A 26706-nucleotide genomic window follows, 5' to 3' on the forward strand; every position below is an offset into this window, starting at 1 on the left:
CTTGAATCAACTGGCGATAAATTAGTCATGGATATCTGGGTTTATGAGCACCAACAGCGATAATCACAAAAGAGTTTTAATTTCTACAGGGCTGAATATGAAATTGCGGGGAACCTTGCCCTCTTGCCTACTCGCCTGTTTACTGTGCAGCATCCAAATCATCAACGGCAGTATTGATAATGCACGCAAGATAGCCGGGCTAATAATTCTTACAACTTCTCCGGCAGTCAAAATGACGAATCCGACTATTGTTGGTAAACTTAAGCTCTGTTTGCTGAAGGTGAAGGCTTCCTTTTAGGTAAAAAATATCAATTCCGCTTTAAGTATGAAGCGTAAGTTATGAGGCAGATTCAATTCTGTTGTTCATATCGAGAGCTCCAGGAGGGGCAATGAAGAGCAATCCACAAATTTTAAATCAGAAATATCAAGAAGCTCTGGCCTTATATAACAAAGGTGAATACTTAAAAGCCGAGGGCATTCTGCGTCAATTGGTGCAACGAGCACCAAGATTTGTTGATGCGGTACACCTATTAGGTGTTGTTTATTATCTGCTTAACAGACATACCGAAGCTGAATCACTCGTTCGTAAAGCGATAGTTATCAAACCCACCTCTGAATGCTATTTTAATCTCGGTCTGATCTATCGTGAATTAAACAAAGATGCCGAAGCAGAAACCGCTTTCCTCAATGCAATAAAACTTGACCCACGACACGCCAAAGCAGCCAATAATCTCGGCAATATAGAACTTGGCAAAAAAAATTACGTTAAAGCAGAACATTATTATGATGTTGCGATAGCCAGTGCGCCTAAATATGCCTTAGCCTATAAAAATTTGGGGCTGGTTCTCAGAGATACCAATCAAGAAGAAAAAGCCAAACAAATACTGCAAAAAGCCATCCAGTTCGATCCCAATCTTGCTGAGTCTTACTCTATTCTGGCGGGTATGCATGAGAAAGATGGTGAATTTCAATCCGCTATTGATATGTTCAAGAAAATTGGCAATTACTGTTCCGCGCAGCGAGCCGCACGCCGTGGCGCAATCTGGGATGGGCTGGAGGAATTAGACAAAGCCGCATTGCAAAGTTTAACCGACAGTCGCGAATACAATTTTTTTGAACCTTGGTCACTATTAAATATCCCTGGATTGACGCCAATTCAACATCGAGATATCGGTCACATGTTCGCTCAGTTCAAACTGAAGAGTGCGTTGCAGCGCACGCCTGTGCCACTGGCGCCTACATTACCTGCTGATAATGTGTTGAGGATCGGTTATCTCTCCTCTGATTTCTATAACCATGCCACTATGCATCTACTGTCCGGCATTCTGGAAAAGCACAACACGGATAACTTCTTTATTCGGCTCTATTCCTATTCTCCTCACAAAAATGATACTTATACGGAACGGCTAGCCGCACTGAATATTGAAATAATCGATCTCAGTAATATGTCTGACAGTGCTGCGGCGAAAACCATCGCTCAAGATAATTTACATCTTCTGGTTGATTTGAAAGGTTTCACCCAAAATACCCGCCTGGAGATTGCCACATTGCGCCCTGCTCCAGTCATTGTGAGTTGGTTAGGCTATCCTGGGTCATTAGGTGAACCACGATTAGCAGATTACATCATTGGCGACCCGGTGGTGACCCCCGTCGAACACGCAGAACACTTTAGTGAAACGCTGGCATTAATGCCTCATTGTTATCAACCCAACGATGACCGAAAGAAAATTGCACCACGACCAAGCCGCGCTGACCAAAACTTACCGGAAGAGGCTTTCGTTTTTTGTAGCTTTAATCAAATCATGAAATATACCCCGGAGACTTTCGCTCTTTGGTGCAAGTTGCTACACAACGTACCAAACAGTGTCTTATGGTTACTTTCCAGTTCATCTGTTCCAATGGATAACTTACGTGCCGAGGCGGTAAAAAACGGGATTGATCCACAACGTTTGATTTTCGCCAATAGCCTACCGCTCGAACAGCACCTTGGACGTTTGCAACTGGCTGATTTAGCACTGGATACTTATCCGGTTGGCTCACATACCACCGCCAGTGATGCCTTATGGGCCGGAGTACCATTGGTTACCCGACTTGGTTCACTCTTTGCCAGCCGTGTCGCAGCTAGCCTACTTACCGCGGTTGGGTTACCCGAGTTGGTGACTGAAACCAATGAAGACTATTATCAGTTAGCCCTCTCACTGGCCAATGACCTGGCAAGAATTCAGCAGCTCAAAGATAAACTGGCCGCCAGCAAAACCACTTCACCACTATTTAATACCGAACAGTTTACCCGGGATTTAGAGCGGTTGTATCGAGCTATATGGCAACAGCATTGTGAAGAAAATGCGGAACGGAATCCGATAGTTTTGCAAAGCGAATAATCAATTTTCTGAAGTGAAAAGGCGCTCTTCTGCATGGAGGGCGCCAATAAAAATATTCGGGTGTCCACTTCCCTATATTTAGGACAGATCATAAACATACATTATGGTCATCAGGAGAAAATATTTGAAACCACTCTGAGTGTTATACTAATAAAGTTTCATTACGACGAGATAACTTTCCAATACCCCGCCTTTGTCGAGCCGACCCTTTCCAGAAACTTCAACTGCTGCAAAGTATTAAGATGATGTTCAACCGTTGGTGCTAACTTGCAGCTTTTCCGCAACCATGGTCATCGTCATCGTTGGGCTTTGTTTCAATAGGTTCTGTCAGGTACTGTTCTACCTAGTTCTTCAACCATAAGGATGGATACTTGTTGCTTTTGGCTCTCTTCTAATAACCTTTGTTTTTTGTTCTCTACGCTCAGTAGTCGGACAACGCCCCAATCGCCTTATTTATTTTATTTTTTTAGCTTAAGCCTTGCATTTTAAAGTGAAATTTGCGGGAAGCATCCGATTGTTATCTGTATGAGATTACCCACTATTGGGCTAGAATAACGATAGAAGAATATTTTAACGCCGGTCGCGCCACAAGTGACGTGCAAACCCATATTTTCTCCTGTATCAACCTTATCTTTATCATAAGGCTTCATCGCCTCACGGGCTTTAGTGGAAAGTGACTTTGCAGGCTGTTTGTCTCTCATGGTTACTTCACTTTAAGATAACTAAATGATAGATAACACTAATTTCAAAAATGATCGGTTTTTATTTTATATGTTAAATTATGTCATATTCAACTAAACACCTACATTTTAACCTACTGTTTTATGTGCGTTTTAGTGATATTTTATGGACAACATGAGATTTAATGATAACAAAGCAAACAATAATAAACATTAAACTCAATAACTTAATTGGATTGACTTTATGAATGACAGTTTAAATTTAGATTCACATACCCCCATGATGCAACAGTACCTGAAGCTGAAAGCCCAGCATCCTCATATTTTACTGTTTTACCGTATGGGTGACTTCTACGAGCTATTTTATGATGATGCCAAGCGCGCCTCTCAACTGCTGGATATTTCTCTGACCAAGCGGGGCGCTTCTGCCGGTGAGCCAATTCCTATGGCTGGCGTACCTCATCATGCGGTAGAAAACTACCTGGCGAAGCTGGTTCAGTTGGGTGAGTCGGTTGCTATCTGTGAACAGATTGGCGATCCCGCTACCAGCAAAGGGCCGGTAGAACGTAAAGTGGTACGCATTGTGACTCCGGGCACCGTCAGTGATGAAGCCCTGTTACAGGAACGTCAAGATAACCTGTTGGCCGCCATCTGGCAGGAAGGTGCCCAATTTGGCTATGCTACGCTGGATATCAGTTCTGGCCGCTTTCAGGTTTCCGAACCCGTAGATAAAGAGACCATGTCGGCAGAAATTCAGCGTACCAATCCCGCTGAATTACTCTACCCGGAAGATTTTACCTCAATGGCGCTTATCGACCAGCGCCACGGTCTGCGCCGTCGTCCATTGTGGGAGTTTGAATTAGATACTGCTCGCCAACAGCTTAATTTGCAGTTTGGCACTAAGGATTTAAATGGCTTTGGCGTAGAGAAATCAATACGCGCCCTGCGTGCAGCAGGTTGCCTACTGCAATATGTTAAAGATACTCAACGCACCTCCCTGCCCCATATTCGTGGTATTACACTGGAACGCCAGCAGGATGGCATCATTCTTGATGCTGCCACACGCCGTAACTTGGAACTGACCATCAATCTGTCGGGGGGCACGGAAAACACGCTGGCGGCCATCCTTGACCATGCGGTGACGCCTATGGGCAGTCGGATGCTCAAGCGCTGGATTCATGCCCCAACCCGTCATATTGAGCTACTGCATAACCGTCAATCCGCAATCAATGAGTTACAGGGTTACTACGACGATATTCAGCCTTATCTACGTAATATCGGCGATTTAGAGCGTATTCTGGCCCGTCTCGCACTGCGTACTGCCCGCCCACGTGATTTGGCCCGTATGCGTTATGCTTTTCAGCAATTGCCAGATATCCATCATGTTCTGGCACCGCTTGACTCCGGTTATATTCAGACGCTAAAAAAGCAAATTGGTCAATTTAATGAATTACAAGCATTGCTAGAACGCGCCATTATCGAATCACCGCCAGTATTGATCCGTGATGGCGGGGTAATCGCTCCCGGCTACCATGCAGAACTGGATGAATGGCGAGCTTTAGCCGATGGTGCCACCGATTACCTCGATCGTCTGGAAATCCGCGAACGCGAAAAACTGGGGCTGGATACCTTAAAAGTTGGCTTTAATGCGATTCATGGTTATTACATTCAGGTGAGCCGCGGTCAGAGCCATTTAGTGCCCATTAATTACGTTCGTCGCCAAACGCTGAAAAATGCAGAACGTTATATCATTCCTGAGCTAAAAGAGTACGAAGACAAAGTTCTGACCTCCAAAGGAAAATCTCTGGCATTAGAGAAGAGCCTGTATGATGGGCTGTTCGACCTGCTGTTACCACATCTTGAAGCGTTGCAACAGAGTGCTTCTGCATTAGCCGAGCTGGACGTACTGTGTAACCTGTCTGAACGGGCCTATAGCCTCAACTACATTTGCCCACAGTTAACGGATAAGCCCGGTATTTCCATTACCGGTGGTCGTCATCCGGTGGTTGAACAGGTACTGAACGAACCCTTTATTGCCAATCCATTACTGTTATCGCCTCAACGCAGAATGCTGATTGTTACCGGCCCCAATATGGGAGGTAAAAGCACCTACATGCGTCAAGCTGCGTTAATTGTCTTGATGGCCCATATCGGCAGTTTTGTTCCCGCTGAGAGCGCGATTATTGGCCCTGTGGATCGCATTTTCACCCGTATCGGTGCCGCTGACGATCTGGCTTCTGGACGTTCAACCTTTATGGTTGAAATGACTGAAACCGCCAATATTCTACATAACGCAACGGAACAAAGTCTGATTCTGATGGATGAAATTGGTCGGGGTACATCGACCTACGACGGTCTTTCTCTGGCATGGAGCTGCGCTGAAAATCTGGCGAATAAGATCAAAGCCATGACGCTGTTTGCCACTCACTATTTTGAACTCACCACCCTGCCTGAACGTATGGAAGGTGTGGAAAATGTTCATCTGGATGCGGTTGAGCATGGCGATACCATTGCTTTTATGCACAGCGTACAACCGGGCGCAGCCAGTAAGAGTTATGGTTTGGCGGTTGCTGCACTGGCTGGTGTGCCGAAAGACGTAATTAAACGCGCCAGACAAAAACTGAAAGAGCTGGAATCACTGTCGATTAATGCGGCTAATAGCACAGCAGAAGGTTCACAAATGGCGCTGATCGCCGTTGAAGAGACATCTCCAGCAGTTGAAGCACTGGTAAATCTAGATCCGGATACCCTATCACCTAAGCAAGCGCTGGAGTGGATCTACCGGTTAAAAGATCTGGTCTGATTTTTCCATCCTTAACGTAAAAAGCCGGTCAATTGAACTGTATTCATTGCCCGGCTTTTTGTTATAACAAATAACGCGATTTATGACACTGTTTCACGCCCGGTGTGAAACTGGATAATATCATCAAGAGAAGGCGCTTTATCCTTATTGGTTTGGCTTTCGCTATCCCACAATTTCGCCAGCGTAATAGCCTGACCGCAGTGAATAAATGCCTCTTCAATCTCAACCACAATCACACACTTCACTTTTTTACCGGTATCGGTGAAAAACTCACACAGAGAAGGGTCGATAGAGATCGTCGCTTTACCATTAATGCGAAAAGTTTCGTTATAGCCTGGCACTAAAAAGGTTAAACCAACCTGCGGGTTCTCAATAATATTCTGCAGGCCATCTAAACGATTATTACCAGCATAGTCAGGGATTAATAACGTTTTCTCTCCTACGGTTTTCACAAAGCCCGGATATCCACCTTTAGGTGATGCATCCACCCCGTTTTTACCCACCGTCGCCAGTACAAAAAACGGTGACATGGAGATCAGCGTCTGACCATAAGGTGCCAAAAAATCAATCTGCTTTTTCACCACTATTTCATGAGGCATATCGTAGTGTTCACGCAGTTGCTGTTGAGAAGAGACTGCGTGTTCAGGTTTTATATACATAATACTATCTCTGCAAAGTCAGCCAGTAAGTCCCGGTTAACTTCACGGGAAGAAACCGTTGATTCATTTCGTTCATGGTCTGCTGTGGATCAATGTCCTGATACAGCTCAGGCTGGATCCATTTCGCCATCACTTCAGCACCAACAATATTAAACGGCGAGCCAGAAAAATAGTTCCAGAAACCATACACTCGCCCATTTTTAACCGCATCAAAGGTATTAATCCCTTTCTGCTCCACCAGCGATTTTAACTGCCGCTGGCTTAATGCCATATCAACACTGGTGCCTAATGGCAGGGCTTTTTGTGGATCGACGGCAGAATGACCGGTCGCAATATATACCTGAGGGTTTTTCTGAATTAAGTATTCAAGGCTCAGTAATCCACCATTAGCCGTTGGGAACTTATCAGCACCAACGTTTTCACCTTTAAACAGTGATATATACTCACCAAGACCACCAGAACCACTGCTCCAACAACATTCCCATACGCCAGGATAAGCATGAAGCAAGACTCGCGGATGCTGTAATTGAGGGCCGTTAAGGCGGGAGGTCAAGCGTTCCATATGGTTTTGATAGAAGGCTATCAATTCCTCAGCTTTCGCTTCGCGATCCAACACCTGCCCCAGCACTCGCATAGAAGGAACGGTATTTTTCAGCGGTGACTGGTAGTAATCAATAAACACCACCGGAATTTTGCTCTTATTCAGCAGTGCTATCAGAGATTGCGAACGTGGCGCCTGCCATGCCTCGAAAATCACTAAATCCGGAGACAGCGACAACATCGTTTCTAAAGACAGCTCATCCCCGCTACCACTGCCGATGGTCTTCAATGAGGATAGTTTAGGAAAATGCTTCTGAAAAAGTTCGTAAGTGGCGATATCAAATTTCTTTAGTTCACTTCCCCAACCAACCAAAAATGATGTGGGATCTTCATGGGCATATGACAATGCGACAAAACTATAGCCCGATGCTAAAACCACTCGCTGTGGTTTTTTATTGATAACGACCTGATTGCCTAATACATCGGTGACCGTTTTTGGCCACTCTGCTGCACTGGCCGTTGACATACTGAAAATCAGTACTAACACCAGCTTTAACAAGCTTTTGCTCATCGAATTCTAAAACCCTATATATCAAAAGTGAAAACGGTTGGTATCCATAGCCCATGTGAAAACTCGCAGATCATACCACCGCTGATAACTATAGCTTATAAATAATGATAACTATTCGCAATATATTGTCTTAATGCGCGCTATTCCACTGGTTTAAAACTATTCATCAGGCTTCTTATGGTTTCAATTGACAAAAACATACAAAAGAAAAGAGAATACGCATGATAATTATTCTCATTTTAGATTCATTCATCAGGATACCCTAATCTATGAACAATCCGGTTGCACCGAACAGCCTGACTTACAAGCCATTAGCTTATGCTATTTTACTTAGCCTGACGGCGATTTCACCTGCGATGGCTGAAGAAACCACGGCTAAAAAAGCGGCTGACGAACATGAAACATTGCTCGTTACCGGCAGTAATACGGCGATGAAAATGGATACTCCCGCAGCAGAAACGCCAAGGTCAGTATCAGAAGTCACAGAACAAGATATCAAAGAGCGTGGCGCAAAAAAAATTGATGAAGCCTTACGCTACAGCGCAGGTATTCAGACCGGCCAGTACGGCGCAGATAACCGAACCGACTGGTTGATTATTCGGGGCTTCGAATGGGCACCTTATCAAAACGGTCTGCCCAGCATTTATAATGAAGCAGGATTCTACTCCTGGCATCAGGAAACGTATGGTATAGAGCGCATTGACGCCCTTAAAGGTCCGGCCTCCATGCTGTATGGTCAAAACCCTCCGGGGGGGTTGGTGAATATCATCACCAAACACCCAACTCGCTTAAAGCAAGGGGAAATTGACGTTGCCTATGGTTCAGACGATTACCGCCACTTTGGTATCGATACGTCTGGCCCGGTCAACGAAGAAGGTAACGTACTTTATCGCTTCGTTGGCTTTGCCAAAAAAGATAACGGTCCGGTAGATGGCGCATCCAGCGAGCGTTACTACTTCGCTCCAAGCATGTCCATTGATTTCAACGATAAAACAAGCCTGACGCTGCTTACCAGCTACATGAAAGATAACACTAACCCAACCAGCGGCTTTAAGCTGCCATACGGTACGCTGCATAGCACACCGTTCGGTAAGGTGGATAAAGACACAAGCTTTGGCGAGCCGAGCTACAGCAAAGGCAATTCAGAGCAATTCAACATCAGCTATGAGCTGAGCCACATGTTTAATGATACTTGGACATTTAAGCAGAATGGCTCCTACAGCTACCTTAACCTACTGTTACGCAACGTTTACGGCTCATATATGCTTGATGACCGGAACATTCAACGGGGCCTGACCTATCGCGATGGTAGCGCTCAAAACTATGCTATCGACAACCGTTTGGTCGGTAACTGGACGTCAGGTCGTTTTGAAGATACGTTATTGCTGGGTACCGATTACTCAACCATTAACTCACGTGGTACCGATGGTAACGTCTATAGTTTCGGCAGTCCTCTGGACATATTTAACCCAGTCTACGGTAACTACACGCCAGTCAGCGACGACCAGCTATTTGGTCACCACACCAAACGTTTTCAAACGGGGATATACGTTCAAAACCAGCTGAAGTTTGATGATAAATGGTTATTATTGCTCGGCGGTCGTTACGATAAAGCGCGTTCCAGCGACATCATCTCAAACGCGGGTGCCAACAGTAACACCGCCGACAGCCGTATCGATATGGATGACCACAAGTACACCAAAAGTGCAGGTTTAATGTATCTGGCTGACAATGGTCTTAACCCATACATCAGTTATTCAGAATCCTTCCAACCGCTGTCTGGGCGTGATGGCAACAATAAACCTTATGAGCCACAAACGGGGCAACAAACGGAAATCGGTGTTAAATATGTTCCCGCTGGCTTCAACGGTTACTTTAATGCTGCCGCGTTTGAAATATATCAAAAGAACATTTTGACCACGTCAAACGACCCAACCATTAACTACGCTCAGATTCAAACAGGAATGGCGCGTTCCCGAGGCCTAGAGCTGGAAGCCGTGGGTTATGTCACCGATGCCCTTCAACTTCATGCCAACTATACGCTAAATCGTGTGGAGACAATTCGTTCCGGCAATAGTGATGAAATTGGTAATCGCCTGCCGTTAACGCCGCTGCACATGGCTTCTCTGTGGGCCGACTACGCCTTCAATGGGAAACTTGAAGGGCTAACCATTGGTTCCGGTGTCCGCTATATTGGCAGCACCTACGGCGATAAGACTAACGATAAGGATCTGAAAGTCCCGGCTTACACACTGTGGGATGCAATGGTCCGCTATGACATCAACAAAGAGTGGCAAGTGCAGGTCAACGCCAGCAACCTGACCGATACTAACTACGTTAGCGGCTGTAACTACTGGTGTTACTACGGTGAAGGTCGAAAAGTAACAGCGAACATCAATTACCACTGGTAATTTAGCAACGCATGAAAAAAGCCGGCTTTATTTGAAGCCGGCTTTTTATCGTCTAATAGATTAATACCTAAAGGGATTATTCCTGAAACAGCGACTCAATATTCAGCCCTTGTTTCACCAGAATCTCACGCAACTGACTCAGCCCTTCGACTTGAATTTGACGAACGCGCTCACGGGTTAACCCAATCTCTGCGCCAACATCTTCTAGGGTTGCCGCTTCATAACCTAACAGGCCGAAACGACGGGCTAATACTTCTCGCTGCTTTGGATTCAGCTCAAATAACCATTTAACGATGCTCTGCTTAATATCATTATCCTGAGTCGTAAATTCAGGATCATTGTTATTCTCATCCGGTAAGATATCCAACAATGCACTATCTGATTCACCATTTAACGGAGAATCCACAGACGTCACACGTTCGTTAAGCCGTAGCATCCGACTAACATCACTCACTGATTTATCCAGTTGGAGTGCAATGTCTTCCGCGCGCGGTTCGTGATCCAGCTTTTGGGAAAGCTCACGGGCGGTACGCAAATAGACATTGAGCTCTTTAACGATATGAATCGGTAAGCGAATGGTTCTGGTCTGATTCATGATGGCACGTTCGATCGTCTGACGAATCCACCAAGTGGCATAAGTAGAGAAACGGAATCCTCTTTCAGGATCAAACTTTTCTACCGCACGAATAAGACCCAAGTTGCCCTCTTCGATAAGATCAAGCAGTGCAAGACCCCGATTGTTATATCGACGAGCAATTTTGACAACCAAACGCAGGTTACTTTCTATCATGCGACTGCGGGCTGCGGCATCGCCACGTAATGCCCGCCGTGCAAAATAGACTTCTTCCTGCGCGGTTAATAAAGGTGAAAAACCAATTTCTCCGAGATATAGCTGTGTCGCATCCAGCACATGTTGAGTCACATCTTGTGAAAGCAGTATGTCATCCGTGGAGCTATCTTCTTCGACGGTATCCAGTTGAGCTTTTTCGTCGAACTCCGTGGGTTCACTATCATCGAAATCGGCATTTTCAGGCCATTCGTTGACTTTCAGCGTATTGGAACTCATTTTTGTTTTCCTACCTGTAAATTGCGACAATCAGGCAGGAAAACAACTCCTGCCCAGTTAACGCTGCGGCAAATGCTGCAGCGGGTTGACAGACTTGCCCTTATAGCGGATTTCGAAGTGCAATCTCACCGAGCTGGTGCCCGTACTACCCATTGTTGCTATTTTTTGACCTGCTTTGACTTCTTGTTGCTCAGCCACGAGCATCGAGTCATTGTGCGCATACGCACTCAAATAGTCATCATTATGTTTGATAATGATTAAATTACCGTATCCACGTAGCGCATTGCCTGCATAAACAACTCGCCCATCAGCGGCTGCCTGTACAGTCTGACCACGAGATCCCGCAATATCGATCCCTTTATTACCCCCTTCTGAGGTGGAAAAGTTCTCTATCACCTTCCCTTCAGTCGGCCAACGCCAGCGAACATTTGAGGTACTGCTGCTACTCGCCGTTGCCGGTGTCGTTGCGGTACTACTCGCTGTGGTTGTCGTTCCGGCCGCTGTCGTAGTCGGTAACGTTTTATCAACATTTTGTTTACTACTTGGGGCGTGTACGCGCCTGAATTAGCAGAATCAACACTTGTTGTAGGATTTTGGTTAGACGTCACAGATGAGACGGATGCCCCATTATTACTGGCTCCAGCCAACATTCCACCCGTATTCGCACCGCCGCTAACGTTTAAGGTCTGACCAGCTGATAAAGAATAAGGTTCTGCAATGTTATTTTTTTGTGCCAATTCACGATAGTCATTACCGGTGATCCAAGCAATATAGAATAAAGTATCACCACGAGAGACGGTATAGGTTGGCCCCCCGTTGTAAGAACCTTTTGGAATATCAGAGTAGCTACGATTATAAACAATACGATCGCCGGAAGCGGCAGCCTGATGGCTGACAGCTTTGCTCTGACTAAACGGGTTACCGCTACTCTGAGCGGACGCATTAGAGGCTGCCGGAGCCAATTCCTGACCTTCGGTATAAACAATATTCGGACGGCTGGTATCCATCGCGACTGTCGTCTCTGACCCGGAGGTTTTTGCTGGGGTTGAGGTGGAGGCAGTAGAATAGGTTCCGCTGCTATTATTAATAGACGTAATTGGAGCAGGTTTTGTCGGCTCACTACTACAACCAACCAGTAACACACTTATCGCTGCGCCTATTGCTATACGCCGATACGTCATCATCGGGCTTCCTTTATTCATGCTTCCCCCACCGTGTAGCAGAATCAAAACTGATAATATCCATGCTTATCCCGTCAATAACAGGACAAACCTGCCATAAATATGGCGACTTAAAATTAAGTAAATCTGACGCTGCCGTTGCTAAGAAATCATCAAGATTACGGCAGATAGCATCACTTTATGCGACTTATACTACTAACAACTATCTAATAAAGACAGATAGCCGTAAATTGGACACTAAATTGATAGGTAACGTCAAACAAGAATAGATAAATTTACCTATCTCTACATATGGATCAGGCCAGTTCCCCTTTGACCATAGGAACAAAGCGCACCATTTCAATGGTCTCTACCATAAATTTGTCACCATAGCGTTGAATCAGTTGCAACAACTGAGATTGATGCTGTTCTCCCACCGGCAGTACTAACCGTCCCCCCTCCACCAGTTGAGTCATCAGAGAGGGGGGGATTTCATCCGGTGCCGCAGTAACAATAATTGCGTCAAAAGGCCCACGAACCGGCCAGCCTTCCCAGCCATCGCCGTGACGGGTTGACACATTATGCAAATCGAGCTGTTTCAGCCTTCGTTTCGCCTGCCATTGCAGGCTCTTAATACGTTCAATGGAATAAACATGATGTGTAAGATTGGCTAAAACCGCCGTCTGATAGCCAGAGCCTGTGCCAATCTCCAGCACTTTTGAGTTTGCCGTCAGCTTCAGCAATTCCGTCATTTTAGCCACCATATAGGGCTGAGAGATAGTTTGTCCGGCACCTATTGGTAATGCGGTATTGTCATAGGCCTGATGAGACAGCGCCTCATCAATAAAAAGTTCACGCGGAACGGATGCTATGGCCTGCAGAACCCGCTCATCGCTGATCCCATGCCCGACAAGCTGTTTTAGCAATGTCTGCATACGTTTACTTGCCATTCTCAGGTAACCTTGGTTTGCAATAGCCATTGATTAATCACATCTTGTGCTGCATACGCGGTTAAATCAACCTGCAATGGCGTAATGGATACATACCCTTGTTCAACTGCCGCAAAATCAGTATCAGCACCCGCATCATCTTTTTCTCCCGGAGGACCAATCCAATAGATATCATGCCCTCGAGGGTCCTGCTGGCAGATAACTTGATCTGCCGGATGACGCCTACCGCAGCGCGTCACTTTAAATCCTTTAATTTCATTTAAGGGCAAATCCGGCACATTAATATTCAGAATACGATTGGTACGTAACGGCTCCTGTTCCAACATACGCAATAGTCTACAAGCCATTACCGCAGCAGTTTCAAAGTGTTGGTTTCCCACCAGCGAAACCGCTAATGCCGGTAATCCCAAATGACGCCCTTCCATTGCTGCCGCAACTGTTCCAGAGTAGATAACATCATCGCCTAGGTTTGCCCCTGCATTAATGCCAGATACCACAATATCTGGACGCGGTATCATCAGGGCATTCACCCCCAGATAAACGCAGTCAGTCGGCGTACCTCGCACAGAAATATCGCCCTGTTGCTGGGTGTGGATGCGTATTGGTAACTCCAGCGTTAACGCATTGGAGGAGCCGCTGCAGTTGCGATCCGGGGCGACCACTTGTACCTGAGCAAATTTTCGCAGATGTTCAGCTAATATCTGAATGCCCGGCGCAGAAATGCCGTCGTCATTGCTCAGAAGTATTTTCATCATCAATATTGCCTGCAGCCCTTAAAATCTGAATAAGTATGGATGATATTTATTCCCTGACCCACTCGGCCTAGAGGTCGTTCATCATCATTATTAACACAAGTTTGATTATAACCACTTCCGCATGTGCAGGAAAACCTGACAACCCCATTCAGTGGTGCTTTCTTCTAAGATTTGTCCCTCGCTGGCGATATATTATGCAAACTATCATCAATGAAATAATTAACCGTTATCAAGTCTGAACTAAACGATAACCACAATATCCAAATAGCTGTCATTTCCAACTACCCGCTTGTCAGATTATATGACTGGAGCAACGCTATGAGTATTGCCAGTAAGTTACGCTGCCGTGGACTTACCTTTGTTGTAATAACCGCATTGTTTTTTACCCTGTTTCAAAACGCGCTGGCATTAACCGCATTCTGGCACGCCATTACTGATACCGGACGGCAGCACTGGCTTTTTATGGCGACGGTGCCAGTTACACTATTTTGTGCGTTGAATATCCTATTTAGCTTACTGTTGATCCCCTGGTTGCGAAAACCATTGGTAATCGTTTTATTGTTGGTCGGCGCCTACGTTAACTATGTGATGTACAGCTTCAATGTGGTTATTGATCGCAATATGATGCAAAACGCCTTAGAGACCAACACGCAGGAAATCATAGCGCTGATAACCCCAAAAATGATGCTGTGGCTCTTTCTGTTGGGTGTGCTGCCTTCTATACTGGTCATTGCGGTAAAAATTCAGTCGACACCGCATTGGCTAAAAGCCGTGGGAACAAGGCTGATGAATATTGGCCTTTCACTGCTGGTGATTGTGGTTATCGCTTTCTTTTTCTATAAAGACTACGCTCCTCTAATTCGCAATCACCCTCATCTGGTCAAGATGCTGATTCCCACCAACTACATTTCTGGTTTAACCAGTGCCTTAAAGCGAGAAGTAGAGAGCCATCAGCCGTTGGTTGATATTGGTATGGATGCGCATGAAGGTCCCGTTATTCGGCAAGAACCGAAAAAGACGCTGGTCATTCTGGTCGTCGGCGAAACCGCCCGGGCGGCTAATTTCTCCTTGGGTGGCTATCCACGGGAAACCAACCCTAAGCTGAAGCAAAATAATGTTATCTATTTTACGCACGTAACTTCCTGCGGTACCGAGACTGCGGTTTCCGTGCCCTGTATGTTTTCCGATATGACACGCAAAGAGTATGACGCCGTAAAAGCCGCACATCAGGAAGGACTGATGGATATTGTTGCCAGAGCCAAGGTCAATGTATTGTGGCGGGAAAATGACGGAGGATGTAAAGGCGCCTGCGATCGCATTCCTCATCAGGATATTACCCAACTAAAACCTGATGGCTTATGCCACAATGGCAGTTGCTATGATGACGCATTATTGAGCAAACTGGATAACTATATTAACGGCCTGAATGGCGATGGTCTGATCGTATTGCATCAAATGGGCAGTCATGGGCCGGCCTATTTCGAGCGTTATCCCTCTGAATATCGACAATTCACGCCAACCTGTGACAGTAATCAGATACAGGACTGCGACCACCAGTCGCTGATGAATACTTATGACAACACACTGCTCTATACCGATGCCATGCTGGATAAAACCCTCAGCCTGTTGAAAAGTCACCAGCAGAAATTCGCTACAGCACTGGTTTATCTTTCCGACCATGGGGAATCACTGGGTGAAAAAGGATTGTATCTGCACGGAACCCCTTATTTACTGGCTCCAGATGAACAAACCCATATCCCGTTCCTGATGTGGATGTCAGACGATTACCAACAGAATTATAAAATAGACCGTCGCTGTCTGGAACATAAAGCTCAGCAGCAGGCGTTTTCACAAGATAACCTGTTTCACACCATTTTAGGAATGCTGAATATAGAGACTCAGGAATATAAATCCGAGCTGGATATTCTACAGGGGTGTAGGGCGTAGGAATAATTAGACAACGCGTTGATATTGCGTATTTACGCTCGAAGACAATCCAGACTCGAAGTACACCGAGGCTGAGTAGATGACCCTTCCGGCCGAGCACAATCGTGAAATACACACATTGTATTTACGGCCGGAATACTCACTAAAATTGAAACAAACAAATCTGCTAACCACTATCTGACAATAGCGGTCAGCAATTATTCTTCCGGAATATCTTCACTGGCTACGGCTAGCATCACCTCGCGCACCACGCTGGTAGCAAAGCTCCCCGCCGGTAACCAGAAGTTAACGGATACCGTGGCATCATCCAACCATTGCCATGCCATATGCTGAGGTTGAACCAAGATCGCCCGACGAGCAGGCTCTACCCGTTCGCGTTTTACCAGCGCGTACAATGTTTGGTCGTCAACCAATGCCTGTTGCTCAAAAATCTGAGCATTCAACTGGGTCCCCAGTTCGCCGTCGCCCGGTAATGGTGCTGTCACTCGCAACTCGCCCTCGTTTAACCGCTGCTGCAAAGATTCAAGCTCTTCAGGTTGTGCAACAAACCAGCTTCCTCTGCCACTCAGTTGCATGGCATCACCGGGCATCACTTGCTGATATGACGATTGCGCTACTCGCTGGCTGGCAACATGGTTAAACATCGCGCTGCGAGCAGCGGAAAGGTAAAAGCTACGTTTGTTACGCTCTTTTACGCTAATTTCATTGTTGGCCCAACGTTCTGCCATCACCAGATTACTACCCTGACGGCCAAAACGTTGTTCACCAAAATAGTTGGCCGCTCCGGAGTGCTGAATCTTTTGTAAGCGCGACTCAACATCATCCTTCAAACTGATATCCCTTAACACCAGTTGAAAAAAATTTCCTTTGAGAGTACCGATACGTAGCTTGCGGCGATGACGAGCCACTTTCAGCACCTCACACCCTTCCAGTGAGAAGGCGCTGAAATCGGGTGTCTCTTTCCCCGGCATTTGCAGGCAGAACCACTGCTCAGTCACCGCATGACGATCTTTAAGTCCGGCATAACTAACTACCCGACCCGACACTTTTGCAAAACGCGCCAGATTATCGGCTACAAACTGAGTATTACAGCCAGTCTTGCGTAAATAAACCAGTACGTGTTCACCTTCACCATCGGGTTCAAACCCCAGATCTTCTTTAACGCAGAAATCTTGTGGGAATTTTTTAAGTACGCCGGTGGCAGCCGGTTCGCCATATAGCCAGGATAATGACATCATGCTGTTGTTCACGCCTTAACCAGCAGGGCTACGGCTTCACAAGCAATCCCCTCTTTACGTCCGGTAAAACCAAGCTGTTCTGTCGTTGTCGCTTTGACGTTAACCTGCTCCATATGACAACCTAAATCTTCCGCAATATTGACCCGCATTTGTGGAATATGGGGAGCCATCTTGGGTGACTGAGCAATGATGGTGACATCCACATTGCCAATCTCATAGCCCTTTGCCTTAACCTGACGAAAAGCTTCACGCAGAAGCGCTCTGCTATCTGCACCTTTATAAGCTTGATCGGTATCGGGAAACAGCTTGCCGATATCCCCCAACGCCGCTGCGCCCAGCAGGGCATCCGTTAATGCGTGCAGTGCCACATCCCCATCAGAATGGGCAAGTAAACCAAACTCATAAGGGATGCGAACCCCACCAATAATCAGCGGGCCTTCTCCGCCAAATTTATGTACGTCAAAACCATGACCAATACGCATTAGCCACTCTCCTGTCTCTTATTGGTGTGTAAGATAGAATGTTGCCAGCGCCAGATCTTCAGGGCGGGTAACTTTAATATTGTCTGATCGACCAGGTACTAGCAGCGGATGAAAACCACAATATTCCAGAGCTGAAGCTTCATCGGTCAATACTGCGCCTTCTTGTTGCGCCCGAACCATGCATTCAAACAGCAGTTCCAAAGGGAACATTTGTGGCGTTAATGCATGCCAAAGGCCGTTTCTATCTACCGTATTCGCAATCGCGGCTTTATCGATAACTGCTCGTTTCATGGTGTCTCTGACCGGCATGGCCAAAATACCGCCCTGCTTTACGTGTAATACCGATTGAATCAGCTTATCTAAATCACCGTAATTCAGGCACGGACGAGCGGCATCATGTACTAAAACCCAATCAGCCTGCAGGGTTTTGGCCCGCGTCAAGCCAGCCAATACCGAGTCAGAACGTTCAGCACCGCCCACAACCACTGAAACGCGAGGATCTCGGGCCACCGCCAGTTGAGCAAAGGTATTATCCTTAGGATTTAGCGCAACAATAACCTGACGAACAGCAGTATGGGACAATAGCGTATAAATAGCGTATTCAATGATCGTCTGTTGACCAATAGTGAGATACTGTTTGGGACAATCAGCCTGCATGCGGCTGCCAATACCCGCGGCGGGAAGGATGGCAACAATATCGGGATAAGATGACGTGGAGGAAGAATTTGCCTGCGTCACTACTTTTTACCACCTTGTGCTGGCTGAGACTGTTCAGTAATAATCCGATAGAAACTCTCTCCCGGTTTAATCATTCCCAGTTCATTACGGGCACGCTCTTCAATGGCCTCTTGGCCACCTTTCAGGTCGTTAATTTCTGCGAACAGTCGTGCATTACGAGATTTTAGTTTGGCATTGTTATCTTGTTGTACAGCCAAATCATCTTCTACACGGGCATGATCGTGCATGCCATTTTTGCCCAGCCACAGGGAGTACTGCAACCAGCCAATAAGTACAATCAATAACAGCGTAAGTTTTTTCATCCCGCCCCCTAAAAACCGGCTAATCATCCCATAACTCAAGGCTAGACTCCATACAGAAATGGGATAAAACTGAACTTATCGCGTTCCCGGCTTTAACATTCCCTGTATTGAAAGAAAGTGTTGCAACTGATTTGGATTCGGTAATGCCGCCCACGCGCCTTTATGGGTTGTCGACAATGCCCCACACGCGCTGGCTTGACTGATAATCAGGCTCAGGATTTTTAATACCTCGTTTTCTTGTCTTGGAATGCCATATTTGGCGATACCCACCAACAATCCGGCCATAAATGCATCTCCGGCCCCGGTAGTATCGACGCTGGTTACCGCATAGCTGTCAAATGCGTGGATCGTATTCTGGCACAAGACCAGACATCCCTGTTTGCCTCGGGTAATCACTACCAGTGCTGCCGGATAATCGCTTAAGCGCGCCAAGGCATCGGACCAACTATCATCAGAACTCTGGGTTAACCAAAACAGTTCTTCCTCTGACAACTTAAGCACATCGGCCTTAGTGCAATATTCAGCGATGAGTTGATACATTTCCTGCTTATCCGCCCACATCTGATCCCGCAGATTCAGGTCAAAACTCACCATTCCACCCTGCTGCTTAATCTGACGGGTAATATTGAGCAGCGAATCCCGACAAACTTTACCCGTCAGGGCCAGTGAACAGGTATGCAAAATAGCCGCCGATGCGTCAGGTAATGCATGTAAAGCAAGAAACTGATCTGCCGAAGGGCTAACCAAAAAAGTAAAACTGCGCTCACCGCTGGCAGTTAAATCGACAATAACGGTGCTGGTTTTATAATGGTCATCCTGTTCAATGCACTGACAGTCAACCCCTTCCTGTGCCAGTGATTCAGCCATAAAACGACCAAATGGATCGTTACCCACCCGTCCGACAAAACCTGATGGATGCCCTAAACGAGCAACCCCCACCGCTACATTAGCCGGAGCACCACCGGCACAGGCCTGATACTGCATATCTTCCAGCGGTAGCAGATCGACTACCACATCACCTAATGACCAGATTTTCATCATATTCAATGTTGATTGTTATCAATAACTGAGGTGCAGGGGGATTCGCCCTAATACCACCCTGCTCGATCACTTGCACCAATGCTAATTCGGACGCCCCACGGTTAGTGGACGGAACTTACTCCGCAATTAATACAAAAGCCGAACTAAACTAAACCGATAATACCTTACTTAAAAATGCTTTAGTTCTCTCACTCGACGGGGCGGTAAACAATTTTTCTGGTACGTCTTCTTCCTGAATGACGCCCTGATCGATAAAGATGACTCTATCGGCAACATCCCTAGCAAAGCCCATCTCGTGGGTCACCACCACCATTGTCATGCCTTCATGGGCTAGAGACTTCATGACGGCCAAGACTTCACCCACCAGCTCAGGATCGAGCGCCGAAGTGGGTTCATCAAATAGCATCACTTTGGGTTCCATCGCCAGCGCACGGGCAATAGCTACCCGCTGCTGCTGCCCACCGGATAACTGGCTTGGATAAGCATCAATCTTATCGATCAAACCTACTTTTTGCAGTAGTTGTTCAGCGCGTTTTATCGCTTCGGCTTTCGACAATTTTTTCACGTCCATCGGCGCTAGAATCAGATTCTCCAACACCGTCATGTGAGGAAACAGGTTAAAACGCTGAAACACCATACCGACGCTTTCACGCAGTTTATTCAAATCGGTTTTACTATCGTGAACATCATAGCCCCCGATGGTAATTTCACCGCCGCTCATCTCTTCCAGCGCATTCATACATCGCAGAAATGTACTTTTACCTGAGCCCGATGGGCCAATAATACAGACCACCTCATTGGCGGCAATATCACAGGAAATACCCCGTAAAACGTGAGTTTTTCCAAACTGTTTTTGTAAATGACGAATCTTAATCACTTCGGCCTAACCTCTTTTCCATATGCCTTACCGTCAGCGAAAGTAAGAATGTGATCACCCAGTAAACAACAGAGATTGTCAGGTAGGGTTCCCAGTAGCTGGCATAGGCACCAGAAACGGTGCGGGCGGCATAGGCCAGATCGGCAAGCCCAATGGCGGATGCCAGCGAAGAGTCCTTAACAATGGCAATCGCGTTATTACCCAACGGCGGTAACATACGGCGAAACGCCTGCGGTAAAATAATCTTACGCATGGTTTTACCATAGCTCATTCCCAGCGAACGGGCCGCTTCCATCTGTCCACGATCGATAGACTGAATACCGGCGCGGAAAATCTCGGAAACATAAGCCCCAGCGTTAAGGGTAATCGCCACTACGCAGGAGAGAAATGCACCGTATTCCGATCGCAACATGCGGGCAAAATCCACAGACATGATGCCACTGCTGACCAGTAAACCATCGCGAGGATTAATCAGCAGGGGGATCAGGGCAAAGTGTACCACCATGATCTGAACAAACAGCGGCGTACCACGAAAGGCACTGACATAAATCTTAACTGGCCACTGTACAAAAATATGCAACAGGCGGTTTAAACCGCGATTGCGTGGCGCCTGAGCCGTACCGCCTAACCCGAGAATGAGTCCCCAAGTGACACCCAATATCACACAGATGATGGTACACTTGATGGTCATCCATGCACCCTCAGCAAACAGCGGGGCATACTCCTGGATTATCTCCCAGCGAAATCCTGACATAAAATGAATCCGTTATAGAAAAACATTCAGGGCGAATAATCACCCTGAATAGAAAATCGGTGAAAAATCACTCGGCAGGTAATACCGGTACGTTACTGTCAAACCACTTCTGATAGATTGTCGCGTAAGTGCCATCAGCAATGATTTTCTTCAGGCCAGTATTGATCTTATTGCGTAACTCTTCGTTACCTTTCGCCACGGCGATACCAAAGAACTGACGCTCAAACTTATCATCGGCAACCAGAGAGAACTCTTTTTCCGGATGATTTTTGATGTAGAACTTAGCAACACCTACATCACCTACCGCTGCATCGATGCCATCTTCATACAGTTCTTGCAACATCAATGGCGTATTGTCAAAGCGCTTAATTGAAGTGCTGTTCTTCCCCAATACTTCCGATACCACGATATCGCCAGTGCTGGAATTAACCACGCCGACTTTTAGCGGTTTCAGTTCAGCAATAGACTTGATGTTTTTATTTTTTGGTATCACGATAGCCTGCTCAGCAGGGAAATATGGCGCAGAAAAATCAACCATTTGCTTACGTTTATCGGTAATAGTAATACCGGAAATGATGATGTCGCGATCGCCACTGCCTAACGTAGCAAAGATCCCTTCCCACGGCGTATTCACCAGCTTGATATTGAAGTTTTCAGCTTTAGCAATCGCACTGATGATATCAATATCAAACCCTTCCAGCTCTTTTTTGCTGTTTTCAAATTCGAAAGGACGATAAGTACCACCAGACCCTACAACATAGGTTGGCTCTACTGCATTAGCCACAGGTAATGTACATAGGGCTGCTACTAGGCATATACCAAAAATAGAAAGACGTTTAAACATTTATGCATCCTTTATTATTGCATGGGGAATTGTACAATTATGCACTAAAATCGCATAAAAAAACACTGGCTATACAATGGTTATATAAATGAATAAGATTTACGTCTATCATTCCTTTTATAACAGAAAAACTTGCTAAACAGCGCCTGACTTTTAACAAATAAATTACATTTCAATCAGTGTAACTCATTATTTTGTATAAAATTCAATCAGCAAAAGAATGGAAAATGAGATTAATGTCAAAATAGTGATCTCAAGCAGCTATATTGTTTGATCGAAGTCAAATGCTGATAAAACATAACTAATAGATAATCGGAAATTATTCACCACTATCATTATTTCTTAATGGAACAATTAATATGTCAAATGATAATTCACTACCCGCCGAGCCGAAGGAACTAAAAATTAGGGTAGGTGCCTATTTTGCGTTGTTTTTTGCTATTGTCTTTTTCTCTGGGGTATTTGGCCCAACATCCTCAGCCACACTCTGGGTTGCCTCACAAATTAAAGAATTACATGTACAGCACCCTGGATTATCCCACTGGCTAACAGATTGGATCGTTCCATTGTTATCGACCATTGATTTCACTACCCTCAATGGCTCCTTTGGTAAAATACTCACCGGGGTGACTCAGGTCGATAATGCCCTAAAAGCAACTAACGGTACTTATCGTGGCACCGGTGGTAGTGGCGCAATGGAGGGTTTCTTATTTGCCTTTGGACTAATTCCTTCAGTCATGTTCGCTTTGGCAATGATTAATGTGCTGGAACACTACGGAGCGCTAAATGCAGCACGTAAATTATTAAGCATCATTTTACGCCCTCTTCTGGGCATTCCTGGCGTTACCGGTCTGGCTATTATTGGTAGCCTACAAAGTACGGATGTTGGTGCATCACTAACTCGCGCTCTGGCGGATGAACAAAAAATCAATGCAAAAGAAAAAGAAGTATTAACCATGTTCCAGTTCTCTGGTGGAGCCATGATTACTAACTTTTTCTCTTCCGGTGCCGTCTTATTCACATTAGTACTGGCATCCGGTGAACTCGCTGTTCCTACGACGATCGGAGCCTGTATTGGCGTTATTTTCATTATGAAAATTGTTGGAGCCAACATCATGCGTCTTTATCTGACAACATTCCCAGATAAAGACGAACAAACTCAGCAACAATCAAACGCTACGACACAAAAATAATAAGGGAATAAAGCATCATGTCTAATAATTCAAATCCAATGATCACAGATATTTTTGTTGCTGGAGCGCGTAAAGGCTGGGGAATCGCGACTACAAGTACACTACCTAACGTACTGATGGCGTTTGTCATTATTAAAGCATTACAGATCACCGGCCTGTTAGATCTGCTAGGCAAGCTATGCGAGCCTGTAATGGCACTATTTGGCTTGCCGGGAGAGGCTGCTGCGGTTTTAATTAGCAGCTTAATGTCTATGGGTGGAGCAATCGGTGTTGCTGTAAGTCTGTTCCAAAGTGGGCACCTCAATGGAGAACATTTGGCGATCCTTGCCCCAGCGATCTATTTGATGGGTTCGTTAGTGCAATATGTCGGGCGTGTTTTAGGCGTTGTGGGCACGAAGGGCAGCCGGATTCCATTAATGTTGTTGATTGCCGTCATCAATTCATTTGGTGCAATGTTCCTAATGAGAATTATCATTAATTTATAAGAGAATACGCCTCTTCAACACGAGACAGTTAAGGAAGGATGAACCATGCACTTAAACCAATATTTAGATGAATTACGTCCGTTGGTTAATATTGATTGTGGCACTCAAACCACCGAAGGCGTTGCCGTTGTGGCCGGTCTGATGGAGAAAAAATATAAAGATTTAGGCTGGCATACAGAAGTGGTTGATCTGGGTAAAGAAGTTGGCCCGGGTGTATTTGCCACCAATAAACCAGGTGCTACTCAGTTTGATGTATTACTGATTGGTCATATGGATACCGTATTCCCACCGGGAACCGCGGCCGATCGTCCAATGTCTACTGATGATACGCGTTTGTATGGCCCGGGTGCAGCAGATATGAAATCTGGCCTGCTAAACATTCTGTGGGCTATTCGTGCGCTGAATGACAGCGATGTGCAGAGATTATCTATTGCCGTTGCGATGAACCCTGATGAAGAGACCGGTTCCGTTTATTCTCATCAGTGGTTGGGGAAATATGCCAAGCAGAGCCGCTATGTGCTAGTTGCTGAAGCGGCACGTGCCGATGGTTCGCTGGTGAAAGCCCGGAAAGGCATGGCGCGTTACAACATTGATTTTCACGGACGTGCGGCTCACGCGGGTAATGCACCTGAGAAGGGACGTTCAGCGATTACCGAATTGGCTAACTGGATTCTAGCAATAAACCAATTAGGTAATGCTCAAGCCGGTACCACGCTAAACGTAGGCGTAGTGAAAGGCGGTGATGCTGCCAACATCGTCCCGGATAAAGCCCAAGCGGTCATTGATGTGCGTTTTTGGGATAACAATGAGTATCACCGCATTGATAAAGCCATCAATGAGATGAGTAAAAAAGCTTATGTGGCAGATGTCACGGCCACCATTACCGAGATGGCTCATACTCCGGCGATGTCCCCTTCGGCTGAAACAGAAAAACTGATGACATTAGTTGAGCGTTGTGGTCAGGAAGAAGGTATTCCCGTGAAATGGCAGGCCGTGGGCGGCGGTTCTGATGCTAACCATACGGCGGCTCTCGGCGTGCCTTCTCTAGATGGTTTTGGCCCTATCGGTGCCGATTTCCACAGCCCGGCTGAGTATGTTGAGTTAGAGAGTATTATTCCTCGGATTAAGTTGCTGAGTCGTATTATAAAATCTTTGTAATGCGTTTTGTTTTTATGTGAAAACCGCCTTCTGGGCGGTTTTTTATTGCAAATAGATTGTCTTTATTGGCTATTGTTAATATTCCAGCCATCAAGATGATGGTGATACGCCCTACCGCCGCCGAACGCCACCAGACACTAAATACCACAATAATGGTAGCTATCACACCATCACCTCTTCGTGGCAACCCCCCGTGCTTTTTAGTAATATACCGCTGGAATTTTTATCAGAGGCGATTATGGTAACCACATTATTTAAAGACTTTACTTTTGAAGCCGCACATCGGTTGCCAAATGTTCCCGAAGGCCATAAGTGCGCCCGTCTGCATGGGCACTCTTTTGTAGTCAGAATCGAAGTTACTGGTGAAGTTAGCCCGAATACCGGCTGGGTGATGGATTTTTCTGAAATTAAAGCCGCTTTTAAGCCCATCCTGAACCGTTTAGATCACTACTACCTGAACGATATCCCCGGACTGGAAAATCCCACCAGCGAAGTGTTAGCCCACTGGATTTGGCAACAGCTTAAGCCGGGGCTTCCGTTGTTGAGTGGGGTTCGGGTGAAGGAGACGTGTAGTGCTGGGTGTATTTATAATGGGGAGTGATCCTCTATTCAGGCAACCCATCTGATTCAGATTAAGTGATGTTGAAAATTTAAAGTGCTATTGAATTTGGAGTATGTTTCGGCCATATCAGTATCGTGTTTGAATTAACATTTGTGATCGGCCGAGCAGGGGCATTATGGCGAATGCCCCTGCACCCCACGCCTTTCACACAGAAATTCAGGTCGCTTAGGCGACTCCCTTCCTCCTTCGTTTGGCCTTAACGCACCGGCACAGAGCCGCTCCCGGCGTCGCTGTGCCTCGCCCTGCATCCATACGGGGCGTGTAGCCTCTCTCAGTCGTCAGCTGAATTCAAGTGTTCATAGGAAAGATCAAGAGCAAGGGCTGGAACTGACTATTATTCAATCCCTAAGTATTTATGCGTCTGCATCGACAACCGCCAGTTGCGTTCAATACAGGTCTTAATACACAGCTCGGTGGCTCTTGGATTTTGGCTAATCGGCTGTAGCGCTATCACGCGTTTTTTATCATCTGACAGCGTCGCTAACAAAATGTCCAACTGTTCAATATCTCGCTCACGGGCTACCGGATGTTTTATTTCATCTGCTCTGACCAAAGCCTGTGATATCACATTCAGTCCACCGCGCATATCGACTTTAGGGGAAACAGTCACCCAGGTTTCCGTCGAGCACATCACCGGTTGAGTACCGCTAGTTTCAATTTGACACTGAAAACCATGCTGCTCCAGTAAACCAGTCAGAGGAAGTAAATCATAAAGACAAGGCTCGCCACCGGTAATCACTACATGACGAGCCGTGTAATGCGGTTGCTGTAGAATAGCCAGCAGTTGTGGTGCACTGGCTTCTGCCCAACTATCGCTCTCTTGGGTTTTCGTCAGAATATCATCCATTGATTGCTGACGATCGGCAATCTTTTCCCATGTGTGTTTGGTATCGCACCAGCTACAGCCAACCGGGCAGGCCTGCAAACGAATAAAAATAGCGGGAACGCCGGTGAAGAAACCTTCACCCTGTAGGGTTTGAAATAACTCATTAACGGGATATGACATTTTTCTCTCAGAGATTTTCTTTCAGACAGTGCGGCAAAAACAA

Annotated in this window: 24 protein-coding genes and 1 pseudogene; 8 read left to right on the forward strand and 17 right to left on the reverse strand. The window is 46.1% G+C overall.

Annotated features, from left to right (window positions below; all coding sequences use genetic code 11):
• Window positions 1-389 precede the first annotated feature (389 nt).
• Window positions 390-2381 (forward strand): O-linked N-acetylglucosamine transferase, SPINDLY family protein, encoded by a 1992-nt coding sequence (locus tag HYN51_RS10685; RefSeq protein WP_108900005.1) that lies wholly within the window; start codon window positions 390-392, stop codon window positions 2379-2381.
• A 485-nt stretch (window positions 2382-2866) separates the two neighbouring features.
• On the opposite strand, the gene HYN51_RS10695 is transcribed toward HYN51_RS10685, so the two are convergent.
• Entirely contained in the window at window positions 2867-3082 is a 216-nt protein-coding gene (locus HYN51_RS10695) for an Arm DNA-binding domain-containing protein (protein WP_108900007.1), read from the reverse strand.
• Between the two features lie 223 nt (window positions 3083-3305).
• Here HYN51_RS10695 and mutS point away from each other — a divergent pair, with 223 nt between their 5' ends.
• Window positions 3306-5864, forward strand: coding sequence for a DNA mismatch repair protein MutS (mutS, locus tag HYN51_RS10700; RefSeq protein WP_108900008.1), 2559 nt, complete (start codon window positions 3306-3308; stop codon window positions 5862-5864).
• Between the two features lie 80 nt (window positions 5865-5944).
• Here the strand turns inward: mutS and HYN51_RS10705 are convergent, their stop codons facing one another.
• Entirely contained in the window at window positions 5945-6523 is a 579-nt protein-coding gene (locus HYN51_RS10705) for an MSMEG_1061 family FMN-dependent PPOX-type flavoprotein (RefSeq protein ID WP_108900009.1), read from the reverse strand.
• 4 nt (window positions 6524-6527) lie between these two features.
• On the reverse strand, window positions 6528-7634 hold the full coding sequence (locus tag HYN51_RS10710) for an ABC transporter substrate-binding protein (RefSeq protein ID WP_108900010.1): 1107 nt from the start codon (window positions 7632-7634) through the stop codon (window positions 6528-6530).
• 269 nt (window positions 7635-7903) lie between these two features.
• On the opposite strand from HYN51_RS10710, the gene HYN51_RS10715 reads away from it, so the two are divergent.
• Window positions 7904-10045, forward strand: coding sequence for a TonB-dependent siderophore receptor (locus HYN51_RS10715; RefSeq protein WP_108900011.1), 2142 nt, complete (start codon window positions 7904-7906; stop codon window positions 10043-10045).
• Window positions 10046-10121: 76 nt separating this feature from the next.
• Here HYN51_RS10715 and rpoS read toward each other — a convergent pair whose 3' ends face one another.
• From rpoS to surE, 4 genes and pseudogenes are all read right to left on the reverse strand, one after another.
• A complete protein-coding gene (gene rpoS, locus HYN51_RS10720; RefSeq protein WP_108900012.1) occupies window positions 10122-11111 on the reverse strand; it encodes an RNA polymerase sigma factor RpoS in 990 nt (329 codons plus the stop codon).
• Between the two features lie 57 nt (window positions 11112-11168).
• Window positions 11169-12313 (reverse strand): annotated as a pseudogene (gene nlpD, locus HYN51_RS10725) (murein hydrolase activator NlpD).
• 275 nt (window positions 12314-12588) lie between these two features.
• Window positions 12589-13221, reverse strand: a complete 633-nt coding sequence (locus HYN51_RS10730; RefSeq protein WP_108900013.1) for a protein-L-isoaspartate(D-aspartate) O-methyltransferase — start codon at window positions 13219-13221, stop codon at window positions 12589-12591.
• A 2-nt stretch (window positions 13222-13223) separates the two neighbouring features.
• Window positions 13224-13976 carry a 5'/3'-nucleotidase SurE gene (surE, locus tag HYN51_RS10735; protein WP_108900014.1) on the reverse strand — a complete coding sequence of 251 codons (753 nt, stop codon included), beginning with the start codon at window positions 13974-13976 and terminating at the stop codon, window positions 13224-13226.
• A gap of 318 nt (window positions 13977-14294) precedes the next feature.
• Between surE and eptA the strand changes: the two genes are divergently transcribed.
• Window positions 14295-15923 (forward strand): phosphoethanolamine transferase EptA, encoded by a 1629-nt coding sequence (eptA, locus tag HYN51_RS10740; RefSeq protein ID WP_108900015.1) that lies wholly within the window; start codon window positions 14295-14297, stop codon window positions 15921-15923.
• Between the two features lie 197 nt (window positions 15924-16120).
• On the opposite strand, the gene truD is transcribed toward eptA, so the two are convergent.
• The 8 genes from truD to HYN51_RS10780 form a co-directional block, all read right to left on the reverse strand.
• The gene (gene truD, locus HYN51_RS10745) at window positions 16121-17161 is read right to left on the reverse strand and encodes a tRNA pseudouridine(13) synthase TruD (protein WP_108900016.1); all 1041 of its coding nucleotides are present in this window, start codon (window positions 17159-17161) and stop codon (window positions 16121-16123) included.
• Between the two features lie 8 nt (window positions 17162-17169).
• Window positions 17170-17643, reverse strand: coding sequence for a 2-C-methyl-D-erythritol 2,4-cyclodiphosphate synthase (gene ispF, locus HYN51_RS10750; protein ID WP_108900017.1), 474 nt, complete (start codon window positions 17641-17643; stop codon window positions 17170-17172).
• A gap of 18 nt (window positions 17644-17661) precedes the next feature.
• A complete protein-coding gene (gene ispD / locus HYN51_RS10755) occupies window positions 17662-18300 on the reverse strand; it encodes a 2-C-methyl-D-erythritol 4-phosphate cytidylyltransferase (protein WP_230514059.1) in 639 nt (212 codons plus the stop codon).
• Between the two features lie 80 nt (window positions 18301-18380).
• Window positions 18381-18683, reverse strand: a complete 303-nt coding sequence (ftsB, locus tag HYN51_RS10760; protein ID WP_108900019.1) for a cell division protein FtsB — start codon at window positions 18681-18683, stop codon at window positions 18381-18383.
• Window positions 18684-18758: 75 nt separating this feature from the next.
• A complete protein-coding gene (locus HYN51_RS10765; protein ID WP_108900020.1) occupies window positions 18759-19721 on the reverse strand; it encodes an aminoimidazole riboside kinase in 963 nt (320 codons plus the stop codon).
• Between the two features lie 151 nt (window positions 19722-19872).
• The gene (locus HYN51_RS10770) at window positions 19873-20601 is read right to left on the reverse strand and encodes an amino acid ABC transporter ATP-binding protein (protein ID WP_108900021.1); all 729 of its coding nucleotides are present in this window, start codon (window positions 20599-20601) and stop codon (window positions 19873-19875) included.
• A complete protein-coding gene (locus HYN51_RS10775; RefSeq protein ID WP_108900022.1) occupies window positions 20594-21355 on the reverse strand; it encodes an amino acid ABC transporter permease in 762 nt (253 codons plus the stop codon). Before HYN51_RS10775 ends, HYN51_RS10770 begins: the two co-directional genes overlap by 8 nt.
• Window positions 21356-21422: 67 nt before the next feature.
• Window positions 21423-22199, reverse strand: coding sequence for a basic amino acid ABC transporter substrate-binding protein (locus HYN51_RS10780; protein WP_108900023.1), 777 nt, complete (start codon window positions 22197-22199; stop codon window positions 21423-21425).
• A 359-nt stretch (window positions 22200-22558) separates the two neighbouring features.
• On the opposite strand from HYN51_RS10780, the gene HYN51_RS10785 reads away from it, so the two are divergent.
• From HYN51_RS10785 to HYN51_RS10795, 3 genes are read left to right on the forward strand one after another with little or no spacing between them, the layout of a single operon-like run.
• Window positions 22559-23392, forward strand: a complete 834-nt coding sequence (locus HYN51_RS10785) for a nucleoside recognition domain-containing protein (protein ID WP_108900024.1) — start codon at window positions 22559-22561, stop codon at window positions 23390-23392.
• Between the two features lie 17 nt (window positions 23393-23409).
• Window positions 23410-23877, forward strand: a complete 468-nt coding sequence (locus tag HYN51_RS10790) for a YjiG family protein (protein ID WP_108900025.1) — start codon at window positions 23410-23412, stop codon at window positions 23875-23877.
• A 45-nt stretch (window positions 23878-23922) separates the two neighbouring features.
• Window positions 23923-25035, forward strand: coding sequence for a M20 family metallopeptidase (locus HYN51_RS10795; protein WP_108900026.1), 1113 nt, complete (start codon window positions 23923-23925; stop codon window positions 25033-25035).
• On the opposite strand, the gene HYN51_RS10800 is transcribed toward HYN51_RS10795, so the two are convergent.
• Window positions 25019-25201: a hypothetical protein gene (locus HYN51_RS10800; protein ID WP_108900027.1), complete on the reverse strand. Its 183-nt coding sequence runs from the start codon at window positions 25199-25201 to the stop codon at window positions 25019-25021. The genes HYN51_RS10795 and HYN51_RS10800 overlap by 17 nt on opposite strands.
• 72 nt (window positions 25202-25273) lie before the next feature.
• On the opposite strand from HYN51_RS10800, the gene queD reads away from it, so the two are divergent.
• Complete coding sequence (gene queD / locus HYN51_RS10805; RefSeq protein WP_157953029.1) at window positions 25274-25636, forward strand: 6-carboxytetrahydropterin synthase QueD; 363 nt, start codon at window positions 25274-25276, stop codon at window positions 25634-25636.
• A gap of 355 nt (window positions 25637-25991) precedes the next feature.
• Here the strand turns inward: queD and queE are convergent, their stop codons facing one another.
• Complete coding sequence (queE, locus tag HYN51_RS10810; RefSeq protein ID WP_108900028.1) at window positions 25992-26663, reverse strand: 7-carboxy-7-deazaguanine synthase QueE; 672 nt, start codon at window positions 26661-26663, stop codon at window positions 25992-25994.
• Window positions 26664-26706: the final 43 nt, after the last annotated feature.

It is taken from the genome of Limnobaculum parvum, from assembly GCF_003096015.2.
Lineage (GTDB): Bacteria > Pseudomonadota > Gammaproteobacteria > Enterobacterales > Enterobacteriaceae > Limnobaculum > Limnobaculum parvum.